At 72.2% G+C, this 15,946-nt stretch carries 10 protein-coding genes; 3 read left to right on the plus strand and 7 right to left on the minus strand.

Translation table 11 applies throughout. The annotated features are described in order from the left end of the window. Nucleotides 1-81 precede the first annotated feature (81 nt). Nucleotides 82-804 carry an FAD binding domain-containing protein gene (locus tag FNH09_RS35765; RefSeq protein WP_162469609.1) on the plus strand — a complete coding sequence of 241 codons (723 nt, stop codon included), beginning with the start codon at nucleotides 82-84 and terminating at the stop codon, nucleotides 802-804. 21 nt (nucleotides 805-825) lie between these two features. On the opposite strand, the gene sbnA is transcribed toward FNH09_RS35765, so the two are convergent. From sbnA to FNH09_RS35790, 5 genes are read right to left on the minus strand one after another with little or no spacing between them, the layout of a single operon-like run. Continuing rightward, nucleotides 826-1,872: a 2,3-diaminopropionate biosynthesis protein SbnA gene (sbnA, locus tag FNH09_RS35770; protein ID WP_162469610.1), complete on the minus strand. Its 1,047-nt coding sequence runs from the start codon at nucleotides 1,870-1,872 to the stop codon at nucleotides 826-828. 35 nt (nucleotides 1,873-1,907) lie between these two features. After that, entirely contained in the window at nucleotides 1,908-2,987 is a 1,080-nt protein-coding gene (gene sbnB, locus FNH09_RS35775; RefSeq protein WP_152894047.1) for a 2,3-diaminopropionate biosynthesis protein SbnB, read from the minus strand. Then, complete coding sequence (locus tag FNH09_RS35780) at nucleotides 2,984-3,988, minus strand: TauD/TfdA family dioxygenase (protein WP_152894048.1); 1,005 nt, start codon at nucleotides 3,986-3,988, stop codon at nucleotides 2,984-2,986. Before FNH09_RS35780 ends, sbnB begins: the two co-directional genes overlap by 4 nt. 31 nt (nucleotides 3,989-4,019) lie before the next feature. Next, nucleotides 4,020-7,274 (minus strand): non-ribosomal peptide synthetase, encoded by a 3,255-nt coding sequence (locus FNH09_RS35785; RefSeq protein WP_152894049.1) that lies wholly within the window; start codon nucleotides 7,272-7,274, stop codon nucleotides 4,020-4,022. 13 nt (nucleotides 7,275-7,287) lie between these two features. After that, nucleotides 7,288-9,894 (minus strand): Pls/PosA family non-ribosomal peptide synthetase, encoded by a 2,607-nt coding sequence (locus FNH09_RS35790; protein WP_152894050.1) that lies wholly within the window; start codon nucleotides 9,892-9,894, stop codon nucleotides 7,288-7,290. Nucleotides 9,895-10,338: 444 nt separating this feature from the next. On the opposite strand from FNH09_RS35790, the gene FNH09_RS35795 reads away from it, so the two are divergent. After that, nucleotides 10,339-11,697 carry an acyltransferase family protein gene (locus FNH09_RS35795; RefSeq protein ID WP_152894051.1) on the plus strand — a complete coding sequence of 453 codons (1,359 nt, stop codon included), beginning with the start codon at nucleotides 10,339-10,341 and terminating at the stop codon, nucleotides 11,695-11,697. Nucleotides 11,698-11,800: 103 nt separating this feature from the next. On the opposite strand, the gene FNH09_RS35800 is transcribed toward FNH09_RS35795, so the two are convergent. Next, entirely contained in the window at nucleotides 11,801-13,192 is a 1,392-nt protein-coding gene (locus tag FNH09_RS35800; protein WP_152894052.1) for a diacylglycerol/lipid kinase family protein, read from the minus strand. 246 nt (nucleotides 13,193-13,438) lie between these two features. Between FNH09_RS35800 and FNH09_RS35805 the strand changes: the two genes are divergently transcribed. After that, complete coding sequence (locus tag FNH09_RS35805) at nucleotides 13,439-15,532, plus strand: SpoIIE family protein phosphatase (protein ID WP_152894053.1); 2,094 nt, start codon at nucleotides 13,439-13,441, stop codon at nucleotides 15,530-15,532. Here the strand turns inward: FNH09_RS35805 and FNH09_RS47285 are convergent. Continuing rightward, nucleotides 15,513-15,946, minus strand: a 434-nt coding sequence (locus FNH09_RS47285) for a hypothetical protein (protein WP_152894054.1), incomplete at its 5' end; no start/stop codon positions are given. The two genes, FNH09_RS35805 and FNH09_RS47285, sit on opposite strands and share 20 nt — an antisense overlap.

Raw genomic sequence — 15,946 nt, forward strand, 5'->3', positions numbered from 1 at the left:
CCCGAGCCCCGAGCCCCGACGACCTCGTCGTCCTCAACGTCCCGCGCGACCCCAACGTCCCAGGAAAGCAGGTCGGCTGCCGTGCTGTTGCGTCTGCCCACGTCCGTGTCCGAGGCCCAGGAGTGCATAGCCGAGGGAGCCGTGCCGATCGGCGGGGCCACCCTGGTGTGGGCCACCTGGCAGCGGGACGGCTTCCCCGAACAGGCCATGTCGCTGCGCCAGGTGCCCGAGGCAGGCGTCGTGGAGCGCGAGCGGCTGGGTGCGGCCGTGGTGCTCAACCGGATCGACGACCGCGTACCGGACGCGCTGCGCCTGGCGGCGGCCTCGGTGGGGACCGGCGCGGTGCGTCGTACCGCGACGGTCGGCGGCAACCTCGTCGGCAGCACCCTGCGGTGTCTGCTGCCCGCCGCGCTCGTGCTCGACGCCCGGGCGACGGTGCTGGATCCGGACAGGATCTACGAGACCGACCTGGCCGAGGTGGTGGCGAAGCGTCACCCTCTGCTCAGCGTGTGCTGGCGTGAGCCGGTGGCCAGCGGGTACCTCAAGCTGTCCGGTGAGGCGGGCGGACCGCCGCCGCTGGTCGTCGCCGCGGCCGTGCACGCCGACGGCGCGGGCGAGCACCGCCTGCGGGTCGCCGTGCGCGACGGCTACGACGTGATCGACGAGAGCACGGCGGCCGACACCGACCCCGACCGGGTTCTGGAATCCCTGTCCGGCACCGCCGTGGGCACGCTCGGTCCCGACGCCCGGGACGCGGTGCGCCGGCAGGTCACCGACGTCCTGGCCCGCGCGGCCGGGCGCTGAGCACACGGCCGCCCGCCGGCGTCACACACGCCCCGCACCGCCGCCGCGCCGGTCGCGGCCGTGCGGGGCGGCACGGCCGCGGGGGCCGGAGGAGGCGACGGTCGTGCGTGCTCCGGAGTCCAGTACCTGGTCGCCGTAGAGATCCTGGAGCCAGTTGGTCTGGTAGATGGTGTCGAGGTAGCGCTCGCCGAGGTCCGGGGCGACGGCCACCGCGGTGATGCCGCGGGTGTCGTTGCGGTTCAGCCAGTCCACCGCGCCGCTGACGACCGTTCCGGTGGAACCGCCGAACAGGAAGCCGCTCCTGGCCAGCCGGTGGCAGGTACGGATGGTGTCCGCCTCCTCGACCTTGATCACCTCGTCGACGAACGACTCGTCGAGCAGCGGCGGCCGCATGCTCATGCCCAGGCCGGGGATCATCCGCCGCCCCGGCTCACCGCCGAAGGCGACGGAGCCCACGCTGTCCACGGCGACGATCCGGACCGAGGGGCTGTGCTCCCGGAAGTAGCGGGCGCAGCCCATCAGTGTCCCGGTCGTGCCCGCGCCGATGAAGAGCACGTCCAGGCGCGGGAACTCGTCGGCGATCTCCGGTGCCGTCGTCCGGTAGTGCGCCAGCCAGTTGCCGGGATTGGTGTACTGGCTGAGCCACACATAGCGGTCGTCGGACGCGCAGAGTTCACGGACGTAGTCGAGGCGCGCGCCGAGGAAGCCGGTGTCGACGTTCATCTCGGCGATCACGTGCACCTCGCTGCCCAGCGCCTCCATCAGCAGCCGGGTCGACAGGTTGCAGCGGGAGTCGGTCACGCACAGGAACCGGTAGCCCTTGCTCGCTGCGATCATGCTGAGTGCCACGCCGAGGTTCCCGGAGGAGGACTCGACCAGGATCGAGTCCCGGGTGAGGATCCCCTGCCGTTCGGCGGCCGTCACCATCTCGTTCGCGGCCTTCAACTTGATGGAGCCCGCGAAGTTGAAGCCCTCGCACTTCAAGTAGAGCGGATGCCCGACGATCGACCGGAGGTCGACGAAGAGCCGACTTTCGTTGAAGGCGTAGGGAGCGGAGATGACGGGCACGGTGACCTCCAGGTGCCAGAGCCGGGGAAGTGCCTTCAGCCGTACCGGCGCAAGTCGTGGAAGAAGTCGTCGATGACGTGGAGCTCTCCCTTCCGGGCCACCTCGTCGTACACGTACTTGCCGACGGCCAGATCGAGGACACCGAGCCCGAAGGGCGAGAAGATCACCGGACGGTCGGCCGGCGGGGTCACCCGGCCGGACATCACGTCGTCGAGCGTGCCGTCCAGGAAGTCGCGGCTGCCCGTGAGCTGTTCGGCCAGGTGGGGGGAGGTGTCGGCCTTCAGGCAGTGATCGACGTCGTCGACGATGTTGGCGGAGGCGAGCAGGATCTCGGGGGCGAGGTCGCGCAGCGAGACATGCAGGACCAGCGGGTTGTGCGCGAACCAGGCCGGGTCGGTGACATGGGGTGCGCCCGCCACCGTGGCGAAGACGACCAGATCGCTGGAGCGGATCAGTTTCTCGGCGCTGTCGTGGACGGTGATCCGTGCGGTGTGCTCCGGGGTGTCGGCCTGCCGCAGGTAGCCGCAGAATCCGGCAGTGCTGTCCGCGGACAGGTCGTGGACGCCGACGGTGTCGAACGCCCAGCCGGTGGCGGTCAGGAAGGTGTGGATGTAGCGGGCGATCAGGCCGGTGCCGACGAATCCGATCCGGGCCGGGCGGGGCCGCCCGCGGCTGAGCCGGTCGGCCGCCAGCGCCGCGGACGCCGCGGTTCTGGTGGCGCTGATGACGGAGCTCTCCAGGACGGCGAAGGGATAGCCGGTGTCGTGGTCGTTGAGGACGAGGACCGCGGATGCCCTGGGCAGTCCCTCGGTCACGTTGGCCGGGAAGCTGGAGATCCACTTCAGGCCGTCCACGCGCAGCGGTCCGCCCAGCGACGCCGGCAGCGCGATGATCCGGGCGGTGGGACGGTCGGGGAAGCGCAGGAAGTACGACGGCGGGTTGACCGAGTCGCCGGCCCCGTGCAGCCGGTAGGTGGCCTCGACCAGTTCCACGATCTGCCGTTCGCGCCCGTCGAGCGCGCGCTGCACCTGGGCGCCGGAGATCACGGCGAAGGTCGGTGCCGGGACGGACGCGGTGGGGGCGGTCCGGGTGGCGGGAGTGGGCAGGGCCGTCATCGCAGACTCGCCTCCGGGGTCGGGGCGCAGTCCGCCAGGCGCCGCGGCTCGGCCATGCCGACCAGCACCTCGCGCTCTCCGGTGAAGGCCTCTCTGCTGTGCGCGGTGCGGATGTTGTCGACGAGCAGCACGTCACCGGCCTGCCAGGGCTCGCGCCGGGTGTGGTTCTCGTAGGTGGCGTTGAGGAGCTGGACGATGTCCTCGCCGATCGGGGAGCCGTCGCCGAAGCGGGTGTTGAACGGCAGCCCGTCCGCTCCGTACTCGTCGACCAGGTACTCGCGCACCTCGGGGGCGAGTGTCCACTCGTTGAGGAAGGCGATCTGGTTGAACCAGCAGCGCCGGCCGGTGACCGGATGGGTGACGACGGCGCTGCGCAGCTGCCGGGTGCGCAGGGATCCGTCGGGCTGCCAGGCGAAGTCGATGTCCTGGGCGTGGCAGTAGTGCTCGATGGCGGCGCGGTCGTCGGTGCCGAAGGACTCCTCCAGGGACGCGCCGATCTCGTCGTTGTAGCTGCGGGTGAGCATCCAGCCCTCGCGTTCGAACCGCTCCCGCAGCGCGGACGGCAGCGCCTGGAGGACCTGTTCGGCGTCCGCCACGGCGGTCGCGCCGCCCTGGCCGGGGGCGCGCAGGCAGGCGAACAGCATCAGGCCCGGGATCTCCAGCCGGTAGCTGAGCTCGTGGTGCATGCACATCGGCTGGTTGGCGGGCCAGGCGGTGGTGGAGTAGAGGCCGGGGCCTTTGACCTCGCGGGGGGCGAAGGCCTCCCGCTCCGTCATCGGGTCGCCGGCCAGGGCCGCGAAGACGGCCGCGGTCCGCTCGGTGTCCCGCAGGTCCAGGCCGCGCACCAGCAGTACGCCGTGTTCGGTGACGCGGGCCCGCAGCGCGTCGCGGTTCTCGGCCGCCCACCGGGTGGGCTCGGCGGGGGCCTCGACCCGCAGGATCGGCGGCGTGCCCGGTCGCAGGTCCGCTTCGGGCAGTGCTGCCAGGGAGGAGGACGACATCTGGATTCCTTTCGGTTGCCGGCCGGACGGCTCAGCGGGAGGCCGGTGGTCGGAGGTCTCCCCGCACCGCCCGGGCCGCCGCGGCCGGGCGGGTGCGCGGGAAGTAGTGGCCGCCGTCGGGGAGCCGGTGCACGTCCACGTGTTCGGCCAGGAGCTGCCAGTCGCGGTGGCGGTCGGCGGGCCCGGCCGTGATCGGGTCGTCTTCGGCGACGACGACGGTGACCGGCGCGGTCAGCCGCTCCGCCGGTGGGTGGTCGAGGGCGTCGGCCAGGTAGCGGTGCGCGGCCAGGCAGTCGTGCCGGTAGGCGGCGCCGATGTGCTCGGCGTGCCGCGCGTCGAGTTCGTCGAGCTCGGTGTACCCGCCGTCCGCGCTGAGCCGGGCGGCGATCTCGGCGTTGCTCCGCTTCGCCAACTCCTCGACGGCCGCGTGCCTTTCGTCGGAGGTGCCGAGCAACTGGGCGCCCAGGAAAAGGCGTTCCACGCTCACGCCGCGCTCCGCCAGTCTCCGCGCGGTCTCGACGGCCGTCGCGGCGCCGGAGGAGTGGCCCCAGAGCAGGACCCGGGTGAGGCCGCGGGCGGTGATCTCGGCGGCGACCTGCTCCGCGACCTCCGCCAGGGGCACGAAGGCTTCCTTGCGGGCGGCCAGGTCGTGGCCGGGCAGTTCGACGGCGTAGACCGACAGGCCCTGCCCCGCGAGGGCGCCGGCCAGCGGCTGGAAGTTGACCGCGTTGCCGCCCGCGTACGGGAAGCACACCAGGGCGCGGTCCGGGCTGCCGGCCGGCTCCGACAGGGGCTGGAGCAGCCCGGGGCGTTCCCGGGTCGCGCCGTCGAGGAGCGCGGCGAGGTCGGCGAGCACCGGATGGCGGGTGATCTCCTTCAGGGACACCGCGCGGTCCAGGGCCAGGGTGAGTCGCACGGCCGACAGCGAGGTGCCGCCGGACTCGAAGAAGTGGTCGTGCCGGCCGATGCGGTGCTCGGGTACGGCCAGCAACTCGGCCCACACGCCGGCGAGTTTGCGCTCGGTCGGGGTGTGCGGGGCGCTGCGCCGCTCCTCGGCGGCCTCGCCGCGGGCGGCCTGGTCGGCGAGCTCGGTCAGCGCCTTGCGGTCGGTCTTTCCGTTGGCGGTCAGGGGCAGGCTCTGCTGCCAGTGGAAGGCGGAGGGGACCATGTAGGCGGGCAGGACGGCGCTCAGGGCCGCGCGCAGGTCGTCGGTGCGCAGTCGTTCTCCGGTGTGGAAGGCGATCAGGTGGGCGCCGCGGCCGGGCGGCTCGGACACCACCACCGCGCCGTCGCGTACGCCGGGCACCCGCAGCAGGGTGTTCTCGATCTCGCCGATCTCGATGCGGAAGCCGCGGATCTTGACCTGGTTGTCCCGGCGGCCGAGGAACTCCAGCTTGCCGCCGGGCTGCCAGCGGCCCCAGTCGCCGCCCAGGTAGAGCCGTCCGCCGGGCTGGTAGGGGTCGTCCCGGTAGGCCTCGCGGGTGCGTTCGGGGTCGTTGACGTAGCCGCGGCCCACGCACACCCCGGAGAACGCGATCAGCCCGGGGGCGCCCAGCGGCACCAGTGCCAGGTGTTCGTCGACGACGTGCACCCGTACGTTGTTGACCGCGGGTCCGAGCAGCACCCGGTCCGGCACCCGGTCCATGACCTCGTGGTTGGTGTCGTCCGAGGTCTCGGTCAGTCCGTAGGCGTTGACGAGCCGGATCCCGGGCCGGACCGCGAACCAGCGCTGGACCAGTTCCCGTTTCAGGGCCTCGCCGGTGACCGACACACAGGTCAGGTCGGGCAGTTCGCGCGGATGCCGCTCCAGGTAGGTCACCACGACCTCCAGGTAGGAGGGCACCATTTGCACGACGCCCACCCGTCCGCGCACGAGGGTGTCGACGAACCGCTCCACGTCCACCACGGCGTCCTGTTCGACCAGCAGGGTCCGGCCGCCGACCAGCAGCGCCGACACCAGCTGCCACAGCGAGATGTCGAAGCACTGCGGGGCGGTCTGCGCCACCACCCGGTCCTGGTCGATCCCCAGGTCGTCGATCTTGGCGTAGAGGTGGTTGAGCAGGCCCGCGTGCTCGCACATCGCCCCCTTCGGCTCGCCGGTGGAGCCGGAGGTGAAGTAGATGTAGGCGAGCTGGTCGGGCGTGACCGGCACCCCGAGGTCGGTGTCGTCGTGCTGCTCCGCGTACGCCGCCTCGATCAGCAGCCGCTCCACTGCGGGGAGCTTCGCCAGTGCCGGGTCGAGGGTGTCGGTGCTGCCGGTCTCGGTCAGCACGAGCCGGCATCCCGACCGCGACAGGGTCGCCTCGACGCGTCCCGCGGGGAAGTGCGGCTCGATGGGCAGGTAGACGCAGCCGGCCTTGAACACGGCCAGTACCGCGGCCAGCCAGTCGAGCCGGCGTTCGGTGACCACGCCGACGACCGCCTCGCGGTCGAGCCCGCGCGTGCGCAGGGCCCGCGCGAGCCGGTTCGCGCGGGCGTTGAGTTCGCCGTACGTCCAGGAGTGTCCGCCGTGGACGGCCGCGATCGCCTGGGGATGCGCGCGGGCCCGCTGTTCGAACAGCTCGTGCGCCCGCGCGTCCGGCAGTGCGCGGCTGGGTCCGGCCAGTGCCTGGAGCTGGTGGCGCACCTCGTCGGCCGGGAGCAGGCTCTGCCGGGCGTGTCCGGCGTCCGGGTCGGTGGTCATCAGCCGCAGCGCGGTGACGTGGTATCCGCCGATCCGGGCGGCGGCCCCGGCGTCCAGCGCCTCGGTGCGATAGCGCACCCGCAGCACCGGGCCCGAGTCCCGGTCGCACCAGCCCACGGCGAGCACCACGTCGTCGGCCGGCCCGCCGTCGGCCCCGGTCGGGTCGAACACGATCTCGTACGACGGCTCGGTCCTCCCCAGCTCCCGGCGCACCTCGTCCACGGGGAAGTCCCGGTGCCCCAGCAGCTCCGCCTCGGCGCGGTGCACGCTCGCCACCAGCTCGCGCCACGAGCCGGGGGCGAGGCTGAGCCGGCACGGCAGCGGGCCGGTGCCGGTCCCGGCGGCGTAGCCGGTCACCACCTCCTGCTCCGCGGAGAGGGCGGCCAGTACCTTGGCGTGCGCGGCCAGCAGCAGGGAGGTCACCGGTACCCGCCAGGCGCGGGCCAGTTCCCGCACCGCGTCCGTGACGTTCTCCGGCACCGCCTCGACGTACTCGGCGACTCCGGTGGCCGGTTCCGGGGCCCACCGTGGCACCGCGGTGTAGCCGCCGGCGGCCAGCGTGTGGCGCCAGTACTGGCGGTCCGCCTCCAGGTGCGTTCCCATGGGGTGGCCTTCCTCAGTTCGCGGTGGCAGCGTCGTCGTCGGTTCGCCGTGTCCCGGCCCGGTCCGCCGGGCTCGCTTCGGCGGGGCGGCCGAGGGCGTCGGGCATCTCCCCGGCGGGGTTTCCTCCCCAGCGGGCGTGCGGGGGGACTTCCTCGCCCTTCATCAGGAAGGAGTCGGGCGCCAGCACCGCGCCGTCCCCGATCGTCACGCCGTAGTGCACATGTGCGCCGACGCCGAGGGTGCAGCCGGCGCCGAGGGTGGTGTGGTCGGACTTGAAGGTGCCGTCCTCCTGCGAGTGGCACTGGATCTTGCTGCCCACGTTGAGCGTGCAGTCGTCGCCGATCGCGGTGAGCGTCCGTTCGGTGATGTGGCAGCCGTCGTCGAAGACCCGCCTGCCGATGCGTACGCCCAGCAACCGCCAGACCACGCTCTTGAACGGGGTTCCGTTGAAAACGTTGAGATAGTTCTCCGGGACCTTCCAGAGCCGCTCCTGGCGCCAGAAATGCGGATCGTAGATGGAACACAATTGCGGGCGCAGTCTGCGGAAGGATCCGATACAGCGCTCGCACAGCACGAAATAGAGCGTGGTGATGGCGAGGGTGATCGCGATATATCCACCGATCACCACATGCCCGAGTGTTCCGTACAGGCTCTCCGTGGCGAGCCCGAACGCCGTCAGCACAAAGACGTGGAACCACCGCAGGAACAGGAAGAGAAGCAGTGTGCGAGTGTTGTAGCGGTTCTTCGCGGCCAGGTGGCGGCCGAGTTCCTGTTCGGTCCTGAGATGGTCGAACTGTACGTCGCGCTCGACCGTCCGGGGAATCTCGAAGGGCGGCGATCCGAGCAGCCCCACGCCTTCCCGGACCGGACCGTCGAGAGGCACCATCACTTTCGTCGCGAGCAGGCAGTTCTCTCCCGTCCTGCCGCCGGCCGGGTAGACGATGTTGTTGCCGATGAAGTTGCGCGGCCCGATCGAGGCCCGGGAAACACGGAAAGACGTGCTGGAGAAATCCGCGTTCACGACGGAAAGTCCGTCCGCCACCATCGTCCCGGTGCCGACCCGCACCAGATAGGGGGTTTCGTGCTGCACCTCCGTGCCGAAGTTGGAGCCGGTCTGCTCGATGCGTGAGAGGTCGTAACCGAGAACCCGAAGATAATGGACGATGTAGGAACTGTCACCGAAGAGCCAGGCAAAGAATTTGATATTCGTCATCCGCGCGGTCGCCCGGTGCACCGCGTACCGGAACCCGTACAGCGGATAGGCCTGGTCGGGTTTGATCACCAGTGCGAGCAGACGCGGCACGGTGAACAGCACGGCCAGCCCCAGCACGACGAATCCGAAGAACAGTGCGACGGAAAGGAGTACGGCGTCGGTGAGGAATTCCGACGGCGAGTTCAACGGCGTGTCCGACTGGATCCGCTTGCCGAGTGCGGGAATCTGCGCGAACAACATGTACATGCCGCCGACGGCCAGTGGCACGTACAGCAGGAACATCTGCACCAGGGTGACCAGCCCGAACCAGGTCCGGCGCAGGGTGCCGCAGCCGGCCGGCGCGACCCGCACGTAGTCGATCCCGGTGGGCTCCGCCGGGGAGCCGTGCATGTGCGCGCCGGCGGGGACCGACTGGCCCGGGTGCAGGGAGGAGGCGTGGCCCAGCTGGGCTCCGTCGCCCATCGCGGTGTCGATGTCGAGGACGGTCTTCTCGCCGACGAACACGTCCCGGCCGAGGGTGACCGGGCCGGTCCGGATCCGTCCGGCGTGCGCGCGGTAGCCGAGGAAGGTCGCCTCCTTGCGGATCACCGTGCCGGAGCCGATCGTCAGCAGGTCGGTGCAGACCGGCACGGAACGGGAGAGGATCGTGACCCCCGCGCCGATCCGCGCGCCGAGCGCCCGGAGGTAGAGCACGTACAGGGGATTACCGACGAAGAACACCATCGGGTTGGCGTGGAGCAGCACCTTGACGAGCCACAGGCGAAGATACGCCAGGCCCCAGAGCGGGAATTCGGTGGACTTCCAGCGGCCGACGAGAATCCATTTGGCCGCGATCGGGAACAGACACAGGAGCAGGAATCCGACACCGCCGAACAGGAGCGACCGCAGATAGATGTCCACCAGCCCCGAACCGGCCGCGACCCACTCGTAGCCGCGGGCGGTGACGAGTCCGAAGACGAACGAATATCCCACGAATACGAGCAACTGGACGGCTCCGCAGAACACATAACGCCCGGTGCTCCCCGGGGTCGTCTCCGGGGAACGGTCGGTCACCGCAGACGACACCGTGGGAATCGGCGTGGCGGCGGGAGCAGGGGCGGCCGTGTCCGCGAGGGCGGCGGCCAGGCTCCTGACCGTGGGATAACGGTAGATGTCCTTCATGGAGGCGGGCGGCAGATCGGGCCGCTTCCGGACCCGTGCGCAGAACTGGGCCATCACCAGGGAGTTGGCCCCCAGGTCGTCGAAGAAGTGGCTGTCGGCGGGCACGTCCGCATGGACGACACCGGCGAGCACTTCGGCGAATTCCCTTTCGGTGTCCTCCACCGTCGGGCCGACCCCATTGCCACCCCCGGTCACAGCGGCTCCGTCCAATCCGGATATAAAAATCTCGGACGACTGATCTACCATGTGAACTCCTGAGGGCATTTCCCTGGCCAATGGCCCCAGGTGGCCGCCGGTCCATTGTCCCCGCGCTCCGAAGAACGGCACCGACCGAGCCATCCGGCAGCCACGAAGCCGTGCGCTCTCGTTGATCACGAATCCATGGCCTACAGTCTCGGCCGTCCATCGTCAGGTTGCCACTTCGCACCCGCCGAACGGAAACGACACCGCCGTCCGGCGGCCGTAATTCCCTGGCCCCGCCCACCACCGGCGTAAGCGGTGGACCACCCGTTCGGCCGCTCCCCCGGGCGGGCCCGGGCAGGGACACCGGCCTCGGCGGGGCGACGCGCTCGCACGGGTGTGCCGCGCCCGGTCACAGATGTCAGAGATCCACCCCCTGGACGGTGGCGTCCGTGTGATGTTTCGGACGAGGGCGTCATGAACGGCGAGGAAGCGGCAAGGTTGCCTTTCATGCTCGGCACGGAACATCCCCCCGCACAGGAGACCTGGACGACCGCGGCGGCGCGGGCGTCGCCGCACACCGGCCCGTCGGCCGCCGCCGACGCCGCTTCGGCGGCCCGTGCGCCCTCCCTGCCGTCCCTCACCGGCCTGCGGTGGGTGGCGGCACTGCTCGTCTACGGCCTGCACGTGCGCAACGCCGGCTACTTCGGCGGCACCGGCGGACGGATCATGACCTGGGGGTTCGGACCCGGCGGCAGCGGGGTGTCGTTCTTCTTCGTCCTGTCCGGCTTCGTCCTCATGTGGTCCGCCCGGCCCGCCGACCGCGCGTTCGCCTTCTGGCGACGGCGCATCGCCCGGGTGTACCCGGTCCACCTGGTCACGGCGGCGCTGGCGCTGCTCATGGCGTACCTGGGCATGTTCACGATGCCCACACCCCGCCAGGGCCTGGCCAACCTTCTGCTGGTGCACTCCTGGTGGCGCCCCTGGTGGCAGACGCTCGACCCGGTCAGCTGGTCGCTGGCCTGCGAGGCCTTCTTCTACGCCCTCTTCCCGGCGCTGGCGTTCGTCCTGCGCCGCCTCGGTGCCCGCGGATCGGCGGCCGTCGCCGGGGTGTCGATGCTGGCGGTGCTGGCGCTGACCGCCTGCGACCCCCACACCTGGCTGGGCGCACAGCTGTACTCTCTGCCCGCGGCCCGGCTGCCCGAGTTCGTCCTCGGTGCCGCCGTGGCCCGTACGGTGCTCCTCGGACGGTGGCGCGGGCCGGGCCTGGAGGCCTCGCTCGCCCTGACGATCATCGGCTACTTCCTGGTGCCCCAGGTCACCTCCGGTCACCCCGCCACCGCCTGCACCCTGCTCGGTTTCGCGCTGCTGATCCCGGCGGCCGCCGTGGCCGACCTGCGCGGACTGCCCTCGCTGTGGCGGCACCGGCGGCTGGTGCGGCTCGGCGAGATCTCCTTCGCCTTCTACATGGTGCACCTGCTGGTCGTACGCGCCGTCCGCGGCCTCGTCGGCACCAACCCGCGCTTCGGCGTAACGGAGGGCCTGGCCGTGACCGCCGGCGTGTTCGCGGTGTCACTGGGCCTGGCCTGGCTCCTGTACGAGGCCGTGGAGCGCCCGGCCAGACGGCTGCTGCTGCGCGACCGGCGCCGTACGCGCGCCGACGGCGCGACGGCCCCGCAGACCCGCACCGCGGAACCCGGGGCCACCCCGCCCCGGGCCGAGCAGGGCGGCGCCCCGCAGGCCGGTACCCCGCAGGCCCGGGGCACGCAGCCCTGCGCCCCGGAGGCCCGTGCGCCGGAGGTCCCGGCCGCGCAGACCGGTGCCGCGAAGGCCCGTACCGGGCCGGATCCGGCCGCCCCGGACGCGTAGCGCGCGGTCCGCCGTCCGGGACCGCGGCCCCCGAACGACGGGGGCGCGAACCGGCGACACGGCGCCCCCGTCATGAAGGCCACCGAGCGGCGGCCCGCGGCACTCAGCGCGGGCCGCCGCTTTTGTCGTCGGCCACGGGCGGACGGGTGCGGGCGGACCGTCCGGGTACGGCTGTCCGGCTCACCGCGGCCGCGAGCTTGCGCAGTCGCCGCCAGTCGAGGCGCGGCGGCGCCTCCGGCACCCCGGGCCGCACCCGGGGGACACGGACCCGCAGCGCGCGGCGCGCGATGCGGCAGCGGACGGGGGCGGGCATCAGCAGCGCCTCGCCGTCCAGGCCGACCTCCAGCTGTGCCTCGTCCGCCTCCACGACCACCTCGTGCGCGGTCAGCGCCGCCAGACCGGACGGGTTCGGCTCCAGCACCAGCTCGGCCGCCTCCACGGCGCTGTCGACGCGGACGGCGAGCACCCCGAGCCGCCCCGAGTTCAGCCGCTCGCGGCGGCCGAAGCCGAAGGGGTCGCCGGTGCGGTAGGCGTTGTTGCTCACCAGCACGGCCTGCGGCTCGGTGAGCGTGGTGTCGTCGGCGCGGACGGTCAGCCGCGGACCGCGCTGCCGGGTCAGCAGGTCCGGCAGCACCTCCAGCGCGGTGCCCACCTTGGCGTCCCGGTAGCCCGGCTCCTGCACCACGGCCCCGTACACCCCGAAGGAGGCGTTGTTGACGAACGGCCGGTCGTCGGCGAAGGCCAGGTCGACGTGCAGCTCCACCCCGTCGGTGAGCGCGTCCAGGCAGGTGGAGGGGTCGTCGCGGTCGAGGCCGAGGTCCATGGCGAAGTGGTTGCGGGTGCCGGCCGAGATGACGAGGAACGGCAGACCGTGCTCGGCGGCCACGGCGGCGACCAGGGCCTGCGTACCGTCCCCGCCCGCGACACCCAGCAGGTCCGCCCCCTGGGCGACCGCCGCCCTGGCCAGTTCGGTGACGTCCTGCTGCTGTCCGGGGTCGAGCAGCACGACCCGGGCGCCGAGGCGCTCCGCCTTCTCCCGGAGGGAGAACTTCTCGACCTTGCCGCCGCCGGAGCGCGGGTTGAGGATCAGGAAAGGCCGCTCGGGCGGCGGCGTACGGTGCTCCTTCATCCGTACGGGACGCAGGTCCGTGCTGCGCAGGGCGTACCGTCCGCTCCACACGGCCGCACACCACAGGAGCGCGGACAGCGCGATCACCCACAGCAGCCCCACCGCGACGAACAGGGCGACCACGACGACGGGGGTGGCGGCCGCCAGCACCATCGCCGCCGCCCGGAGCACTCCGCGCCGGGACAGCGTCCACCAGAGCGCGGCGGCGGTGACCGCCAGCCCGACGAGTGCGACCGCCAGGAGCACCAGCCCGCCCAGCCCTCCGTAGACGAGGGGCAGCAGCGCGGCCGCCGCCGCGGCGGCCAGCGCGCCCCGGGCGGCCCACGCCTGCCGGTGCTGCCCTCGCTCACTGCCTGTCGCTGACATGAGCCCCTTCCCCTGGTCGGCGCCTGCGTGCGGCACCGTCCCTCACTCCGTATGCAGGTCGGCGAGATCGTGCGGGGCGCTGCGTGCCTATCACCTGCCCCCAACCCGCGACGGTGAACCCGCGCGAAAGTGTGCGATCCCGGGCATCGGGGGGACCATGGAAGCCGAGGTGCCTGCGCACCGGCAGGCCGCGCTCCCGACCGGAAGGGGGCGGCGCCTCTCCTGCGGTCGGAAGGAGTGCCCGCGATGAGCGGAGCCGAGCGGCCTCCCCCCGCCCTCGGTGTCGCGGTGGGCGGTCGGCCGAGCGGGCTGCTGGACCTCCTGAACGTCGCGGCGGTGGTGCTGGACTCGGACGGCCGGATCGTGCTGTGGAGCCCCCAGGCCGAAGAGCTGTACGGCTACTCGTCGCAGGAGGCGCTGGGGCGGTACGCCGTGCACGTGCTCGTGCACGAGGAGCACTGGGACTGGGTGATCAAGACCTTCGCCGACGTCATGGAGACCGGTCAGAGCTGGGCCGGGACGTTCCCCATCCGGTGCAAGGACGGCAGAACGCGGCAGGTGGAGCTGCGCAACATGCGCCTGCTGAGCGACGAGGGCGAGTACTACGCCCTCGGACTCGGCGCCGACTCCCCCACCCTGCGCGAGCTGGAGCGGGACGTGGCCCTGTCGACCCGGCTGATCTCCCAGTCGCCGGTCGGGGTGGCGATCTTCGACCCCGACCTCCGCTACGTGTCCGTGAATCCCGCCCTGGAGCGCATGCACGGCGTTCCCGCGGCGAAGCACCTCGGCCGCCACTACCGCGAGATCATGTCGTCCCCGGCGTTCGCGCAGACGGAGGAGGCGCTGAAACAGGTGCTGCACACCGGGACCCCGCTGGTCGAGGAGGCCACCGTCGTGGGGCGCACCCCGGCGGACCCCGGGCACGACCACGCCTGGACGATCTCGATGTACCGGCTGGAGGACTCCGTCGGCCACGTGCTCGGGGTGGCGGAGCTCGTCGTGGACGTCACCGAGCGCCACAGGTCGGCGAAGGAGGCCGGCGAGACCCGGCGCCGGCTGGCGTTGATCGCCGACGGCTCCGCCCGGATCGGCACCACGCTGGAGGTCGGCCAGACCGCCCGGGAACTGGCGGACGTCACGGTCCCCGAGTTCGCCGACGTGGTCGCCGTCGACCTGCTCGAATCCATGCTCGACGAGCACCGGCCCGCCTCCCGGGACGGCCCGGCGTTCTTCCGAGCCCTCGCGGTGAAGGCCGCCTACCCCACCGACGCCTTCCTCGCCGCCGACCCGCCCGGCAGGATCACCCGGTACGAGGCCGACCGGCTGGCGACGCGGTGCGTGCGCGGCGGGCGGCCCCTGCTGATCCGCCACGCGGACGGCGCCGACCTGGCCAGGATCGCCCGCGACGAGGACGCGGCGGTGTTGCTGGCCCGCGCCGGAGTGCACACCTACATGGCCGTGCCGCTCATCGCGCGCGGGGCCACGCTCGGGTTCCTGGGGCTGATCCGCGCCCGTGATCCGCGGCCCTTCGACGAGGACGATCTCGCCATCGCCACCGAGCTCGCCTCCCGAGCCGCCGTCTGCATCGACAACGCCCGCACGCACCAGAGCGTGCGCAACGCCGCCGAGACCCTGCAACGCAGCCTGCTCCCCGACCACCCGCCGCATCTTCCGGGCCTGCGGGTCGCCTCGCGCTATCTGCCCGCGCTCGCGGCCTACGAGGTCGGCGGCGACTGGTACGACGTGCTGCCCCTGGCGGGCGAGCGGACCGCGCTGGTCGTGGGCGACGTGATGGGCAGCGGTATCCACGCGGCCGCCGCGATGGGCCGGCTGCGCACCGCGACCGCGGCCTTCACCGAGCTCGACCTCGACCCCGCCCAGGTCCTCCAGCACCTGGACACGATCACCTCACGGCTCGAGCAGTACATCGCCACCTGCGTCTACGCGGTCTACGACCCGCACCGCGCCGAGCTGCGCATCGCGAACGCCGGCCATATGCCGCCCGTGGTGGTGCGCAAGGGCAGCGAGCCGCAGCTGCTCGAACTGCCCACGGGCACCCCGCTCGGCGTCGGCGGTGTCCCGTTCGAGTCGACCGTCCTCCATTTCGCCCCGGACGACGAGCTGGTCCTGTACACCGACGGTCTGGTCGAGAGCCGCCACGAGCACCTCGACGAACGGCTCGAAGCGCTGCTGGCTCTGCTCGACGCTCCGGACCGCCCGCTGGAGGAGGTCTGCGACCGGCTGCTGGGCAGCCTCCGCAACCCGCAGGACCACGACGACGTCGCGCTGCTGGTCGCCCGCGCCCGGCCGTTCACCCCGGTCACCGGCCCACGGCGCTGACCACGGGCCCGTCGCCCCGCCCGGCCGCCGGACCGGAACGCCGGCTCCACCACGGCGCCAGCTGGAGGACCCCGAACGCCACCTCGACGCCGAGGAACAGCCACAGCACCCGCGTCGCGCCGTGCGCCAGCGCGTACGCCTCCCAGGTCGCGAACAGCACCCGGGCGAAGCCGTCGAACAGACCGTGGACCGCGACCGGCCGCAGGAGCCGCAGGGCTGACCAGACGAGCACGAGCGAACCCATCAGGTTCGCGTACATGGTCTGCGTCGGATCGAGCGCGGGCAGGGTGCCCCACCCGAACCTGTCGCCCGCCCGATCGAGGACGTCGTGGACCAGGGCGTACGTCCACGGCGTCGCGAAACCGGCGGTGACGACGAGGTCGTACCAGGCGCTCGCGCGAACGAGACGTAGAT

Origin of the sequence: Streptomyces adustus (assembly GCF_009377175.1) — a bacterium.
GTDB classification, from domain to species: domain Bacteria; phylum Actinomycetota; class Actinomycetes; order Streptomycetales; family Streptomycetaceae; genus Streptomyces; species Streptomyces adustus.

Excerpts from the sequence above, each read along its gene's own strand:
- sbnB (WP_152894047.1), bottom strand. The coding sequence starts at position 2,987 with ATGACGGCCCTGCCCACTCCCGCCACCCGGACCGCCCCCACCGCGTCC.
- FNH09_RS35785 (WP_152894049.1), bottom strand. The coding sequence starts at position 7,274 with ATGGGAACGCACCTGGAGGCGGACCGCCAGTACTGGCGCCACACGCTG.
- FNH09_RS35795 (WP_152894051.1), top strand. The coding sequence starts at position 10,339 with ATGCTCGGCACGGAACATCCCCCCGCACAGGAGACCTGGACGACCGCG.
- FNH09_RS35780 (WP_152894048.1), bottom strand. The coding sequence starts at position 3,988 with ATGTCGTCCTCCTCCCTGGCAGCACTGCCCGAAGCGGACCTGCGACCG.
- FNH09_RS35790 (WP_152894050.1), bottom strand. The coding sequence starts at position 9,894 with ATGGTAGATCAGTCGTCCGAGATTTTTATATCCGGATTGGACGGAGCC.
- FNH09_RS35800 (WP_152894052.1), bottom strand. The coding sequence starts at position 13,192 with ATGTCAGCGACAGGCAGTGAGCGAGGGCAGCACCGGCAGGCGTGGGCC.
- FNH09_RS35805 (WP_152894053.1), top strand. The coding sequence starts at position 13,439 with ATGAGCGGAGCCGAGCGGCCTCCCCCCGCCCTCGGTGTCGCGGTGGGC.